12 protein-coding genes and 3 pseudogenes are annotated in these 13,243 nt (G+C 71.8%); 6 read left to right on the forward strand and 9 right to left on the reverse strand.

Translation table 11 applies throughout. The annotated features are described in order from the left end of the window. Nucleotides 1-213: 213 nt before the first annotated feature. Entirely contained in the window at nucleotides 214-498 is a 285-nt protein-coding gene (locus tag ACFZDK_RS12470) for a hypothetical protein (RefSeq protein ID WP_390971975.1), read from the reverse strand. A gap of 28 nt (nucleotides 499-526) precedes the next feature. Next, nucleotides 527-844: pseudogene (locus tag ACFZDK_RS12475) on the reverse strand (RNA polymerase sigma factor); the annotation flags it as partial. Between the two features lie 119 nt (nucleotides 845-963). On the opposite strand from ACFZDK_RS12475, the gene ACFZDK_RS12480 reads away from it, so the two are divergent. The 3 genes and pseudogenes from ACFZDK_RS12480 to ACFZDK_RS12490 all read left to right on the forward strand — a co-directional run bounded on the left by ACFZDK_RS12480 (nucleotide 964) and on the right by ACFZDK_RS12490 (nucleotide 3,899). Continuing rightward, the gene (locus ACFZDK_RS12480) at nucleotides 964-2,328 is read left to right on the forward strand and encodes an RNA polymerase subunit sigma-70 (RefSeq protein WP_390971976.1); all 1,365 of its coding nucleotides are present in this window, start codon (nucleotides 964-966) and stop codon (nucleotides 2,326-2,328) included. A 90-nt stretch (nucleotides 2,329-2,418) separates the two neighbouring features. After that, entirely contained in the window at nucleotides 2,419-3,186 is a 768-nt protein-coding gene (locus tag ACFZDK_RS12485; RefSeq protein WP_390971977.1) for an SDR family oxidoreductase, read from the forward strand. Between the two features lie 261 nt (nucleotides 3,187-3,447). Continuing rightward, nucleotides 3,448-3,899: pseudogene (locus ACFZDK_RS12490) on the forward strand (substrate-binding domain-containing protein). Nucleotides 3,900-4,003: 104 nt separating this feature from the next. Here ACFZDK_RS12490 and ACFZDK_RS12495 read toward each other — a convergent pair. From ACFZDK_RS12495 to ACFZDK_RS12505, 3 genes and pseudogenes are all read right to left on the reverse strand, one after another. Further along, a complete protein-coding gene (locus ACFZDK_RS12495; RefSeq protein ID WP_390971978.1) occupies nucleotides 4,004-4,750 on the reverse strand; it encodes a ferritin-like domain-containing protein in 747 nt (248 codons plus the stop codon). A 261-nt stretch (nucleotides 4,751-5,011) separates the two neighbouring features. Next, nucleotides 5,012-5,680 (reverse strand): annotated as a pseudogene (snpA, locus tag ACFZDK_RS12500) (snapalysin); the annotation flags it as partial. 420 nt (nucleotides 5,681-6,100) lie between these two features. Beyond that, entirely contained in the window at nucleotides 6,101-6,289 is a 189-nt protein-coding gene (locus ACFZDK_RS12505) for a helix-turn-helix domain-containing protein (protein WP_390971979.1), read from the reverse strand. Here ACFZDK_RS12505 and ACFZDK_RS12510 point away from each other — a divergent pair. Beyond that, on the forward strand, nucleotides 6,258-6,785 hold the full coding sequence (locus tag ACFZDK_RS12510) for an FG-GAP-like repeat-containing protein (protein ID WP_390971980.1): 528 nt from the start codon (nucleotides 6,258-6,260) through the stop codon (nucleotides 6,783-6,785). The two genes, ACFZDK_RS12505 and ACFZDK_RS12510, sit on opposite strands and share 32 nt — an antisense overlap. A gap of 101 nt (nucleotides 6,786-6,886) precedes the next feature. Here the strand turns inward: ACFZDK_RS12510 and ACFZDK_RS12515 are convergent, their stop codons facing one another. Together ACFZDK_RS12515 and ACFZDK_RS12520 are read right to left on the reverse strand one after the other, a co-directional pair. Next, nucleotides 6,887-9,565 carry an Ig-like domain-containing protein gene (locus tag ACFZDK_RS12515; RefSeq protein ID WP_390971981.1) on the reverse strand — a complete coding sequence of 893 codons (2,679 nt, stop codon included), beginning with the start codon at nucleotides 9,563-9,565 and terminating at the stop codon, nucleotides 6,887-6,889. 208 nt (nucleotides 9,566-9,773) lie between these two features. Then, nucleotides 9,774-10,460: a DUF2848 family protein gene (locus ACFZDK_RS12520; RefSeq protein ID WP_390972509.1), complete on the reverse strand. Its 687-nt coding sequence runs from the start codon at nucleotides 10,458-10,460 to the stop codon at nucleotides 9,774-9,776. 188 nt (nucleotides 10,461-10,648) lie between these two features. Between ACFZDK_RS12520 and ACFZDK_RS12525 the strand changes: the two genes are divergently transcribed. Continuing rightward, the gene (locus tag ACFZDK_RS12525) at nucleotides 10,649-10,996 is read left to right on the forward strand and encodes a cupin domain-containing protein (RefSeq protein WP_390971982.1); all 348 of its coding nucleotides are present in this window, start codon (nucleotides 10,649-10,651) and stop codon (nucleotides 10,994-10,996) included. Here ACFZDK_RS12525 and ACFZDK_RS12530 read toward each other — a convergent pair. Next, nucleotides 10,993-11,619 (reverse strand): FCD domain-containing protein, encoded by a 627-nt coding sequence (locus tag ACFZDK_RS12530; RefSeq protein ID WP_390971983.1) that lies wholly within the window; start codon nucleotides 11,617-11,619, stop codon nucleotides 10,993-10,995. The genes ACFZDK_RS12525 and ACFZDK_RS12530 overlap by 4 nt on opposite strands. A gap of 320 nt (nucleotides 11,620-11,939) precedes the next feature. On the opposite strand from ACFZDK_RS12530, the gene ACFZDK_RS12535 reads away from it, so the two are divergent. Next, nucleotides 11,940-12,536 carry a hypothetical protein gene (locus tag ACFZDK_RS12535; RefSeq protein ID WP_390971984.1) on the forward strand — a complete coding sequence of 199 codons (597 nt, stop codon included), beginning with the start codon at nucleotides 11,940-11,942 and terminating at the stop codon, nucleotides 12,534-12,536. Between the two features lie 40 nt (nucleotides 12,537-12,576). On the opposite strand, the gene ACFZDK_RS12540 is transcribed toward ACFZDK_RS12535, so the two are convergent. Beyond that, the gene (locus tag ACFZDK_RS12540) at nucleotides 12,577-13,125 is read right to left on the reverse strand and encodes a DUF4232 domain-containing protein (RefSeq protein ID WP_390971985.1); all 549 of its coding nucleotides are present in this window, start codon (nucleotides 13,123-13,125) and stop codon (nucleotides 12,577-12,579) included. Nucleotides 13,126-13,243: the final 118 nt, after the last annotated feature.

A 13,243-nucleotide genomic window follows, 5' to 3' on the forward strand; every position in this document is an offset into this window, starting at 1 on the left:
AGAACCGGTGGTGGCGCGGGGTCCAGTCGGGTTCGTACGAGGTGGCCGCTTCCCACGGGCCGTATCCCCCGGCGAGCAGCCACAGGAAGGCGCCGGAATCACGCGGCCACGCCAACGACCGCCACTGACACCGAGGTCCGGACGCGCTGCGTCTCCCGCGTCACGTGGTGTCAACGCGGCAGGCGCCAAACGGAGTTCGACAGGAACAGCCGTTCATCCGGCCGGCGTCTCGCCCGCCTTGTCCGTGACCCCGACGTCCAGCAGGGCCTCGTCCGTCGAGCCCAGGAAGTCGAGGGAGTCGGTGTCGAAGACCCAGACCGTGCGGCCGTCGTTCTCCTTCTCCTTGAAACTCAGGCCGATGCCGGTGCGGCCGGTGTAGTCCTTGGCGTGGACCACGACCGAGACGCCCGGGACCTTCGCGGCGGCGCGGTAGAGCGCGGCGTCCAGTGCGGGCAGGAGCGTGGCGTCGGGCAGCATGTCACCGATCTTCTCCAGCACCGCGCTCTGCCTGGTCCGTTCGTCCCCCTTCGTGCCGGCGTAGATCTTCGCCAGCAGCGCGGCGCGTGTTGCGCAGCACGTTGGTGGCGATGCCGTACAACCAGGGGCGCAGTCCGTCGCCTTCGGGCCTTCCGGTGTCCTCGTCCGGGGGCGCGGCCTCGGGTCTCAGCTTCTCCCTGAGCCGCCAGGCCTCCAGGAAGGTCAGGGACACCACGTCCTCCGCGGTGCTCCGGTCCGCCGACAGCCGGGCGGCATGACCGTAGACGGCCCGGGCGTGCGCGCCGAACAGTTCGGCGAAGGCCTCCGGATCGCCGGCGCGTATCCGCTCACGCAGGGAAAGTTCCACAACCAGCCCTGTCCGCTCGGCACCCGTCATCTCTGCGGCGACGATCACATTACGAACCCTCAGGCCGGCGCCCTCGGAGTGTTGGCCGCCCAGACCCCGTTGGCTCTAGCGTGTGAGGCATGACAGCGAGGTGCCAAGCCTGCGGGGGCCCGATCGAGAGTGGTGGTGGCGGGCCGGGCCGGGTGGCGTCGTACTGCTCGCAGGCGTGCCGTCAGCGCGCCTATCGGGAGCGGCGGCGGCCGGTCGGCGCGCCCGCCAGGGAGCTGGTCTCCGACATCGGGGAACGCCTGGGGCGGCTGCGACTGGAACCCGGGCTCGTCTTCCACGCCGATGTCGAGGCCCTCTCGGCACGATTCGCGCAGCTACGGCGTCTCGCCCGGCAGGCACGCCAGGAGCAGCAGGACCCGGCTCGGCCGGTGGCCGCCACGGAGGCTGTCGCCGAGGCCACGGAAGAGGCCACGGAAGAGGACACGGATTTCGTCACGTCGTCCGGTGTGACGAATTCCGGTGAGGACGCCTTCACCGCTCTCGTCGAAGGGCACCGGCGGGAGCTGCGGGTGCACTGCTATCGGCTGCTCGGCTCGTACGACGAGGCCGAGGACCTCACCCAGGAGGCGTTCCTGCGCGCCTGGCGGGCCCGGGAGACGATGGAGGGCGTCGACAACGCACGCGCCTGGCTCTACAAGATCGCCACCAATCTGTGCCTGGACTTCCTGCGCAGGCACAACCGGCGGCCGGCCCCCTACGACCCGGTGCCGGGCATGGACTCCGGAAGCGGGCCGCCGCCCCCGCGTCTGCCGTGGCTGCAGCCGTTTCCCGACGACCAGTTGCCGGAGATGCCCGCCGTTCAGCACGAGCCCGACGAACGGGCCGTGGCGGGCGAGACGCTGGAGCTGGTCTTCCTGACCGCCATCCAGCATCTCCCGCCCCGCCAGCGGGCCGCGGTGATCCTTCGCGATGTCGCGGGGTGGTCGGCCCAGGAGACCGCCGACCTGCTGGACTGCAGCCTGGCCTCGGCCAACAGCGCCGTCCAGCGCGGGAGGTCGGGGCTCAGGCAGGCGCTGCCGGGCCGGCGCGAGGACTGGTCGGCCGACCCGCCCGGCGCCGAGGACCTGGCGCTGCTGCGGCGTTACCTGGACGCGGCCGCCCGGGCCGACATCGACGCCATGATCGAGCTGGTACGGGAGGACGCGGTGCTCACCATGCCGCCGAACCCGTTCTGGTTCACCACGCGCGACGCGCTCTTCGGCTTCGTACGGCCGAACCTCGATCCGGCGTCGCCGATGTTCGCCGGCCACTGGCGGCACCTGCCCGTGCACGCCAACGGCCAGTTGGCGGTCGCCGGCTACCTGCGGCGGCCGGGGACCAGCGTCTTCAGGGCCCAGCTCATCGACGTACTGCGGGTGGAGGAGGGCCGGATCGCCGAGATCACCACCTTCGAACCCCACCTGTTCGCCGCGTTCGGACTGCCGATGACGCTCTGAGTCCGCCGGGGAGCGATGAGTCTGCCCGGCAGGCACGTCTCATGGGTGACGGGCGCACACGGCGCCCTCGACCCAAGGAGTCGAAGAGCCATGCTGAAGGACAAGGTCGCGATCGTCTACGGCGGAGCGGGTTCCCTCGGTGCGGGAGTCGCGAGGGCGTACACGCAGGCGGGGGCGCGGGTGTTCCTCGTCGGCCGTACGGAGGCCACGCTGCGGAAGGTCGCCGAGGAGACCGGTGCCGAGTACGACGTGCTCGACGCCCGGGCCGAGGATGCCGTCGAGGCCCACGCGACGTCGGTCGTCGAGCGGGCGGGCCGGATCGACGTCTCGCTCAACCTCGTGCCGCGAGGGGACTTCCAGGGCGTACCGCTGACCGAGATGTCGGTCGAGGACTACACGCGGCCGGTCGTGCGGGGCATCGCCTGCCAGTTCATCACCGCCCGGGCAGCGGCGCGCCGGATGACCGCACAGGGCTCGGGCGTGATCCTCTCCCTGGACAGCGCGTCCGGCAACGGCAGCCCGATGATGGGCGGCACCGCCGCGGCCGACGGCGCGATCGACGCGCTGATCCGCCAGTTCGCCCAGGAGGTCGGCCCGGCGGGCGTGCGCGTCTGCGGGATCTGGACCGCCGGTGTCACCGACAGCCTCACCCCCGAGAAGCTGGCCGCCGCCGGTGCCCCGGGCATGGACGAGGCCGCGGTCCAGGGCATCCGCTCCCACCTGGACAGTCTGCGGATGACGAAGCGCTCGCCGCGGATCGCCGACATCGCCGCACTGGCCACGTTCCTCGCCTCCGATGCCGGTGCCACCATCACGGGCACCTGGATCAACGCGACCGCCGGCATGTTTCCCAGCTGACCAGCCCCCGGCGGGCGCGTGGCGGTCAGTGCAGCAGCGGTGCGATGAACCGGGCCGCGTCGGTGACGCCCTCGACGGCGTCCTGGACGGGGTCCTCGTTCTCGATGCTGACGACGTCGTCGTAGCCGAGCTCGGCCAGGGCGTCGATGAAGGGGGCCCAGAACTCGGTGCCATGGCCGTGGCCGACCGTGCGGAAGGCCCAGGCGCGTTCTTCGGTTCGACGCGGTGCACACCGCCGACGACGAGGGCGCCCGCCTGGCCGTGGACCATCTCGTCTCCCTGGGGCACCGCGACATCGTCCACGTCGACGGCGGTGAACGTCCCGGAGCCGCCGAACGCCGGGCGGACTACCTGGACGCGATGCGTCAGCACGGGCTGGGCGGCCGGGCGCGGGTGGTGCCCGGCGACTACACGGAGGAGTCCGGTTCCGAGGCCGCCCACGCGCTCCTGGCCGCCGGCACCTGTCAGCCGCCGTCGTGGCCGGCAGCGACCAGTGCGCCATCGGCCTCCTCATCGAGCTGCGGCGCGCGGGCGTCGACGTCCCCGGCCGGGTCTCGATCGTCGGCTACGACGACATCCGCTCCGCCCGCCTCGCCGTCCAGGCCGCCGTCGAACGCCTCGACGACGGCCCCGGCCCCGGCCGCGAGGCACGCGAGTTCAGCCTCGCCCCGCGACTGGTGGTCCGCGGCACGACCACCGGCCCGGCGACCTGACGCACCCGGTCCGGCCGAGAGCGCCCCGGCAGGGGGGCAGGCCCGCCGGCCGGTGCCCAGCGATCGGCGGGCAGGACCGGCGCTGGAGACCGACCGGGGCCGGCTCACCCGGACCGGGCCGGGTGCGCATCCGGGTGCCCGTCCGGGTGGGGCAGCAGCACCGCGGAGACCACCGTGCGGGACGAGGCCATGACGTCGTTCACGAAGCGCAGGCGTCCGAGGCCGAGGCCGCGCAGTGCCGGACCGTGGTCGGCGGCGACGACGAGGCAGACCGCGAGCAGCAGGAGGCGCCACAGGGCCATCACCGGGCGCCGCACGGCGCGGGGCAGCTCCGCGAGCGAGGCGTGCAGCCGCTCGCAGTGGAACGGGACGTGGCGCTGCTCGTCGGACAGGATCCGCTCCGCCACGTCCGCGGTGAGCGCGTCGTCGGTGCCGTCGCGCAGTGCCCGGTAGTAACGCAGCGCCACCACTTCCGCGATCATCAGCACCAGCAGCTCCATGCGCAGGCCCATGAGACGCCGCAGCCGGACGAAGACCGTGTCGCTCCAGTGCCCGCTCAGCGTCGGCACGCCCCCCGCGGCCAGCAGCCGGGCCAGCAACCGGGCGTGGTTCTGTTCCTCGGCGACGAAGAGCCGGACCGCCTGTCCGTAGTCGGGGTCGCCGGCCTGGTCCGCCTTGCCGACGAGGCTGGCGCCGTCACCGTCCTCGCCGACCTGGAACCGCTGGATGCTGGCCCACACCGCCGGATGCAGCGTCGCGTTCCGGCCCCAGTCCGGATCACCCTGGGCACGCCTGCGCTCGCGCTCTGCCTCGAACCGCCTGGTCCACTCGGCGAAGCCGTCCGTATGCACCCGGTCTCCCCTCTCCGGAACACGGCCACCGTGCTCCGGAGAGGGACGACGCGGGCGGACACCGAACCGTTCCGCGGATCCCGGTCAGCCCCAGGGCGTGCCGATGAGGAGACCCCACGGAACGCTGCCCGGTATCAGCGTCGGTACCTGCGGTGCGGTGCCCGGCTGGCCTGCGGACTGGCCCGCGGACTGGCCCGCGGACTGGCCCGCGGACTGACCTGCGGTTTGGCCGGTGGGCTGGTTCGCCGTGCCCGTGCTCGGCGCCTGGGCGAGTCCGGTGGCCCACAGCTGGTCGACCCGTGCGCGCTCGGCGGCGTTCGGGTAGCGGTTGGTGCAGGACGTACCGGCGCTGCCGCCCGACATCAGCTCGCTGCACGGCCCGCCGTAGTCGTCCGACAGGCCCAGCACGTGTCCGGTCTCGTGGCTGGCGACGCGGATCGAGTCGTACTGCCGGCTCTGGGTGTAGTCGATGAAGACGTAGCCGCTTCCGTGGCCGTCGGTGGAGGCGTAGGAGCCGCGGGAGTCGTTGCCCTCGTAGTAGGAGAAGTCGCCGCCGCTCGACGACTCCTGCAGCTTGACGTTGGACTCGGAGCTGTTCCATATCGAGGCCGCGCTCGCTATCTGCGAGCGGAAGCTCGGGGCGTGGGAGACGTTGTAGTAGACGGTCACCGTCTGTGTGCTCGGCTGGGCGGCACGCCGATCGGCGACCGACTTGAGCACGGCCTGGAAGAACGCCTTGTTGTCCGAGGCCTCCTCGGCCGACCCGTCGTACCGCGCCACGGAGGTGGCGGTGGCAGCGGACGGGATGGCGGCGGCGGGCGGGGCGGCGGCGGCCGTCTGGGCGCTCGCCGGTACCGCCGCGCCCAGCACGCTGGAGGCCAGGCCCAGGCCGAGAGCCAAGAGTCTCGGGGACGTTCGGGACGAGTTCATGTGGGGGGCTCCTCCTCACTCGGTGACGCCGAGCGCCGGTGCGGGGGCAGACCCTGCGTGAAAACCGGTTTCGAACTGCGGCGACGTCCTGTGGGTCGACATTCTTAGAACGGCTCCACAGGGAGCGCAAAGGGTCCCTTCCACTACGTCCCCTCGTAGGTCCCGGAACCTCGCCGGGGCGGTGCGCGGGTCTCCGGTCCGCGCGGGGCGGCGGGAGAGAGAAGCTGTCGCGGCGTCAGATGCCTTGCGTCAGCCGGAATCGGGCGTGCGGGCCGGGCGCGCGGAATTCCCGGGACGCATGCCGGGAGCCACACCCCAATCAAGACGGACAAATGACCAAATGTCCGCTTCGTTGTGTCTACTAAGCGCGCCGGTGAGTTGGCGAAGCGCCGTGACCGACGTCATAGAACACGGTGTTCTTCAGGAGTGCTGGTGCGGTGCCTCGCCCGGCGGCCATTGCAGGGCGAACCAGAGTTCCATGCGGGTTCCGGGGTCCTGGAGGTCGAGGTCCAGGAGGTCCGCCACCCACGCCAGGCGGTGGCGGACGGTGTTGCGGTGGACCCCCAGGACCGCCGCGGTGCGGTCCAGCGGGGCGCTGCGGCTGTACAAGCCGGGCTGCGCGAAGGCGGTCAAGCCGTCGACGTCGTACACCACCCTCGGGACCAGCGGCTGGACGCAGTACAACGCGCTCACCTCGCGGGGCGACGTGAGCGGGGACGGACACCCGGACCTGATCGCGCGGAACGCGTCCACCGGAGCGGTCTACCTCTACAAGGGGACGAGCGCCGGCAAGCTCGCCGCCCGCGTCAAGCTCTACGACAACTGGAAGGGCTACAGGAAGATCGTCGGCACCGGCGACATCACCGGCGACATCACCGGCGACGGCAAGGCCGACCTCCTGGCCCAGGACACGTCCGACAACCTCTACCGCTACGACGGCAAGGGCGACGGCACCTTCGCCGCCCGCGTCAAGGTGTTCTCGCACTGGGGCGGCTCGTACAACGCGGTCGTCGGCGTCGGCGACATCACCGGCGACGGAAAGGGCTCGTTCGGGGCGCGGGTGCAGATCGCGAGCGGCTGGAGCGGCTACAAGGCCCTTTCGTAAGGGCCCTCTCGTCAAGGCCCTCTCGTCAAGGCCCTTTCGCGGCCGGTGAGTCGGTTCCGCCGAAGGCGCCCGGGGACTCGGTGTCCCCGGGCGCCTTGCGCTCATCGGTGGTGGGGTTTCGGGTGGTGTGCGCCGCCTGGGGGCGGGCGCTTGGTGATGGTCACCCTGAGGGGCGGGGACACCGGGCTGACATTGCCCGCGAGGTCTTCGAGCCGTACGGCGAAGCCGTACCTGCCCAGATCGAGCGGGGCGCTGACGACCTCGTACCCGCCGAGTGAGGTGACGGTGTCCGTTCCGACCACCGCCGGGCGGTCGCGGCCCGCCGGATCGGCGATCAGCCGGACCAGGGTGTTGCGCTCGGCCCGCCAGCCCTGGAAAGCGGGCTTGCCCATCGACGTGATGTTGTCCCGGTGGTCGCCGGTGTCGCTGGACGCCAGCAGATCAGGGGCGTGCGGACGCCTCGGTGCGGTGGTGTCGAGTGTGATCAGCAGCGGGTGTGCGCTCTCCGCCCCGGAACCGACGACGTGGGAGACCCCGGGGACACCCGGGTCGTCGGAGCGGTCGACGATCACCACCTCCGCGGTGATCTGGTTCTCGCCCTTCGCCAGGACAGGGCGCAGGCGGATCCGGTACAGCCCCGGTCTGGTCACCGGGTCCACCGGCCGGGCGAAGCCGACGAGCCGTCCGTCGCGTTCCACGGCCACCTTGTAGCCGGGGGTGTCGTCGGCGAGGGTGGCCGTGGCGTTCTGCGGCGACAGCGGGATGCCCGCGGCCCGCAGCTCCGAGTCGTCGACCCGGAGGAAGATCTCCGGTCCGGCGAACCTGGTGACGTCGTCGTTGTCGTACCGGCCCGAGTCGGACCTGCGGGCGAGGTCGAGGCCGAAGGGCTCGGGGGCCGCGTGATCGACGACGGTGAGGTCGTAGGTGGCCTGCGGCGGGTCGGTCGGCGAGGCGTCACCCGGCCTCGTCGGGTCGGCGACACCGGCGTCGCTGACCGCGAGGAAGTACGGCTGGTCCTTGACGACCGGGATGCTGAGCCCGCTGGTCGAACTGCCCGGTCTGGTGGTGGCGACGGTACCGGTGGCCACCTTGGTGCCGAACTTGTCGTACGCGCGGATCTGGAGCCGGGAGATCACCTCGTTGAAGGCGATCCCGGCCCGCAGGTGCCCGGTGCGGCGGGGTTCGATCCGGAAGAAGTCGACGTCGGTCGCGTTGTGCAGGGTCAGGCGCGGCTTGGTGACCCTGTTCCGCGTGCCGAGCGCGGTGGCGACGGCGGTGTCGATCGAGTCGTTCGGTTCGAAGCGGTCGGGAAAGGCCCCGAGCAGCGAGAAGACGTCGAAGTAGGTGGTCTGGTTGCCCTGGGCCGGGGTGGTGGCCGTCGGCGGGGTGCTGTTGCCCGTCCAGCTCGCGTAGCCGATTCCGTCGGTCGCCCACAACCCGTTGTACTCGCCGATGCGCAGGGTCTGCCGAGTGGAGCCGGCGCCGCAGGCAAAGCGGCAGGGGGCGTTGCGGTCGGGGTCGAAGAGGGCGTCGCTGACCCGGAAGTCCCGCACCCAGGTCTGGCCGCCGTCGCGGCTCGTGGTGCCGTAGAGCTCCAGCAGGAAGTTGTTGGTGCCGTTCGGCCCGGTGCCGAAATTGCGCCGGCCGCTGCGGTTGTCGTACCAGGTGACGACCGCGTTGCCGTCCTGGTCGATGTGGGCGGTGGGCATCACGGCGAAGGTCTGGCCCGGCCCGTGGTCCACCCGGCCCCGGGTGAAGGTCTGCCCGTTGTCCGTGGAGCGGGCGATGACGACGTCGGCGTCGTCGCCGCCCGCGAAGACGTTGTTCGGGTCGTCGTTGGCGACGACGTAGACGTTCCCCGGCCGGGCCGGGTCGGCCAGGACCCACGGCTGCATGCTGCCCTGGAGCCAGAAGTCGGTCCCCGGGATGTCACCGCCCGGGTCGCTCACCACGTTGCAGGTGATGGTGGCCTGTCCCGCGCCGAACGCCGTCGTCCGCTGCTCTACCGTGCCGGCGGCGAAGTCGGCGCCGCCGGAGCCGTCGCGGAGGAGCTGTGTGGTGCCCTGGCCGGGCAGTCCGTCGTTCCCCTCGATGCACCCGTTGGCGTGGTAGGCGACGTAGAGGTCGCCGTTCGGGCCGACGGCCGCGTGGGAGGGCCATACGTTCCCCTCCCCGGCGGCGGAGAGGACCCTCGGCGCCGACCACACCGTGGTCCCGCTCACGAGGCGGGAGAACTGGATCTGCCACGGGGTGCCGAGGTGCGACCAGACGACGTAGAGGTTGTCCCGGTACGGGCTGCTGGGGTTGCTGTCGGCCACCAGCCAGGGCTTGTCGTCGTTGACGGCGCTGTTCGCGCTCACCTGGGTCGCCGTGTACGTCTGGGTCCCCGGGGTCGTCAGATCGTTGATCCGGGCGACGCCCACCCCGAAGCTGGGGGCGGTGTTGAAACTCGTGGAGAGATGGGCGACGAACAGCCGCCCCCGCGAGTCGAAGGCGAGGGACGGGTCGCCCGAGCAGGGGAGGGTCGACGTCCGCGTGATCGGGAAGCCGTCCTTGCCGAAGTGGTTGTCGATACGGACGGTGCATCCCTGCATCACGGCGACCTGGCTCGGCCTGCGGGGATTGACGGTGGCGTTGTGCGGCTCGTTGCCGTTGGTGGCGAGACTCCGGTCGGTACCCGCCCACGCGGGGGCGGCGGGTCCGACGACCACGAGCGACTGCAGCATGAGCAGCATGCTGCCGACGACGGTGAGGACCCGCCGTTGAACGCGTCTGTTCAACAGGGGTCTCCCTCTAGGGTTTCGCTCATCCCACTCCTTCTGGTCCGGTCGGCATGCGGGCAGCCTGACAACCCGCTGATCGGGCCAGACGACTGTTACACCGCGTTACCGCTCAGCCCGAGAGCCCCCGACCGGGACACACCGAATGCACCAAGGCCCCCACCGGAACCAGCCGTACGGAGCAGTTCCCCCGTGCCGGGCCGCCGCGTCAGCCGATCGGTGCCGGCAGGGGCCGGACGTCGTAGTGGAGGCGGATCGTGTCCCCGGTGGCGGGGTCGGTCAGCGCCACGCTCCAGCCGTCGGCGAACTGGTCGACGCCGGGGGCCATCGGGAGGGTGCCGGAGAGGAGGACGAGGCCGGGCATGAGCGTGCCGCGGGAGCACAGGACGTCGATCCAGTAGGCGGGGGCGAGGAGTTCGGCGAGGGTGCCGTGCTGGATCTCCGTCGACGTGTCGCCGTGGGTGACCCAGGCGCGCAGGACGAGGTCGTCGAGGCGGGACTCCACGTCGGACAGGCGCCAGGCGCGGCGGGCGAGGACGTCGGGGCCGGCGTTCTTGCTCCAGGCCACGCCGTGCGCCTCCAGGTCGCGGTCGGTGTGGTCGCAGGCGGCGGTCAGCAGCAGCTCCCCGCCGTCCGCCACGACCAGCGCCCACTCCGCCTCGCCGGAGGTGCGCCCGTGCTGCGCGTCGACCGGGTCGGTCTGCTGGGCGAGGTAGGGGGAGACGGGGTACAGGGCGGGCGTCACGGACGGGCCGGGCACGCCCAGTTCGGCGAGCTCCGCGACATGCGCGGCGACGTCCTCCTGGCGCCGACCGGCGTACCCGGCGTTGAGGACCTGGACGACGTCGACCTCGCGGGTCGAGCCGTCGGGCAGTTCGAAGGTCAGCACGGCCATGAGGGCGCTCCCGGAGCTCGGATCCGCGGTGAGGTCTCGCGCAGGGGGTTGCGCGGTGTTGTGCGGGTTGTTGCGCAGGGGCTTGCGCATACGACCTGTATACAAGAAGTATGCGTAGAGGTCGACGAGGTCGCCGCAGTCCGGCGTCGGTCCTCCGTGCCGGCCGACCGACGCCCGGAGGTGTGGCCGTGAGCAAGCCCGAGCTGGAGTTCCATTTCCCCGACGGACCGTGGCGGACCCCGGCCGGCGCCGGGCCGGGCGTCGAGGAACGCGTCCTGGCCGACGACCCCGGGCGCGGATCCCGTACGGCGCTCGTCCGCTGGGCGCCCGGCACCGACACCTCGGCGGACGGCGTGACCCGCCACGACTTCTGGGAGGAGGTCTACCTCGTCGAGGGCACCCTGCACGACCTGACGCTCGGGCGCACCTTCACCGCGGGCATGTACGCCTGCCGTCCACCCGGGATGCCCCACGGCCCCTGGACCTCCCAGGACGGCGTCACCATGCTGGTGATCACCTACCCCGACACCCCCTAGCCCGCGAGCAGCACCTTGAGGGTCGACTCCAGGTGGTGGTCGATGGCGGCACACGCGGCCTGCGCGTCACCGGACGCGAGGGCGTCCAGGATGGCCTCGTGTTCCGCCAGCACCGCCTCCTGGCGTCCCTGCTGGTTGAAGAGGGCGACCACGCCGGCCCGGACCTGGCGGCTGCGCAGGCCGTCGTAGTGCCGGTCGAGGAGGGTGTTGCCCACGGCGGACACCAGGGCCGCGTGGAAGCGGTGGTCCACGGCGACGAACTCCCGGGCCTGGTCGGCGCCGGTCAGCTCGCGCTGCCGTGCCACCAGGGACCGCAGCTCCGCCACCGGTGCCCCGCTCCCGGAGACCAGCTGCTGGGCGGCGTACCGCTCGACAATGCCCCGCAACTCCATCAGCTCGCGGATCTCCCGCCCCGTCAGGGGGGACACCCGGGCGCCCCGTTTGGGCACCAGCTCGACCAGGTCCTCGGCCGCGAGCTGCAGCAACGCCTCCCGGACGGGCGTGCGGGAGACGCCGACACGGTCCGCGAGCTCCTGCTCCGACAGGAAGGCGCCCTGCATCCCGGGATCCGTCAGCACGGTGTCCTTGAGATACGCGTACGCCTTCTCCCGACCGGACGTCACGGCAACCCCCAGCGATCGCATACAGCTTGTATACGGACGGACGCTACCACGCACCTCGCCGACGGCGGCTCGGGCCGACCTCGTGGCCGCCGCCGGGCGCCTTCGTCCCCTCTCCGACTCGCCGGTCTTCCCCCGCCGCGGTCGACGGGGTGGAAACATGGGCGAGTCGGAGGGGGCGGGCGCGGCACGACACAGCGGACGGACGGAGCGCCGGAACCGCTCCTGGCGGAGGTCCATCCGTGCGAGTGCGGCCACGCCCACCCGGACGGTCCGCCGGACACGTCGTACGTCGGCTGCGGCGCCAGCCGGCGGATTCGGCCATGAGTGCCCGGTCCGACCGCCGCTGGGCCGAACTCGCCCGGGAACTGGAGTTCACCAGACTTCCGGAACCGCGCAGACAGGCGGAGGGATGGCGGACCGGCCCCACCGGACTGACGGCCCTGCTCGCGGTCCTCGTGCTCCTGAAGGGCCGCGACAGCCTCGCCGACCTGCCCGAAGCGGCCCGTGCCACCGCCACCGGACTGCTTCTCACCGCCTTCGCCCTGTTGACCGTGGGGTCTTTCCTGGCGGTGCGGGCGGCCCACGGCGCCCCGGAGCACGAGATCCTCCTGGGCGGGCAGGCGCTACGCCTCTGGACCGAGCAGGAAGTGGCACGGGTGACCAGGGCACTGGCCTGGGCCTCCCTGACCTACGTCGTCGGAGTGGCCCTGGTGGTCGGGGCGCTCGTCGTCGCGTGGACCACGACACAGGACGCCGCCACGCGTCCGGTCGTGGTGCGGACGCACACTGCGGTGATCTGCGGCCAGTTGGGTGTGGCCGACCGGCGACAGGTGAAGATCACCTCTGAGACGGGCTTCGAACTCACCGTGCCGTGGACGGATGTGGTGACCGTGAAGCCCGCCACGAGCTGTCCGTGAGGACCTGGGCGATGGCCGGGGCGACGACGAAGCGGGCGGCCTACCAGGCGAGGGCGTCCTGGGCGTTGTCCTGCCAGTAGGTGACGGTGGCGGCGCTGTTGAAGAAGACGCCGCCCTTCGGGAGCTTCAGCGTCTTCTCCTTGTTGACCGCGTTGCCCTTCCGGTCGGCGAAGAAGACGCCCAGGGTCTTCTCCTTGGCGCCGCCCTCGCCCTCGGGGGTGGACGTGGTGATGCCCGCGTACGCGGACTTGCCGGGCTTGAGCGTCACCACGGACTGCGGCGTGGTCTCCTCGGCCCACGCCAGCGGGGCCTGGGCGTCGGCGCCGGCGCGGAGGAAGGGGGCGATGTAGGCGTAGCAGGGCTTGGTGCCGGTGTTGGTGGCCTTCAGCAGCAGGTGGTTGATCGGGCGGGACACCTTGGTGACGGTCAGCTTGGTGTTCGCCGTGGTGCAGGTGACGACCGAGGAGGCCTTCGCGGTGGCGGCGGAGGCGGTCTGTTCGGTGGCCTGGAGGCCGACGAGCGCGAGGGCGGCGGCGACGACCATGGAGGAGGCGGCGGCGCGGGAGGCGAAACGGGTGGCGATACGCATGAGTTGACTGCTTTCTCTGGAAGTGCGGAAGTGCGGAAGTACGGAAGTGCGGAAGTACGGGCACCGGCCGTGTCCGGCGAGGCGCCGCGTTCGGATGACCGAAGATTGCGGCCTGCTC

Origin of the sequence: Streptomyces sp. NPDC007901, assembly GCF_042959465.1 — a bacterium.
Lineage (GTDB): Bacteria > Actinomycetota > Actinomycetes > Streptomycetales > Streptomycetaceae > Streptomyces.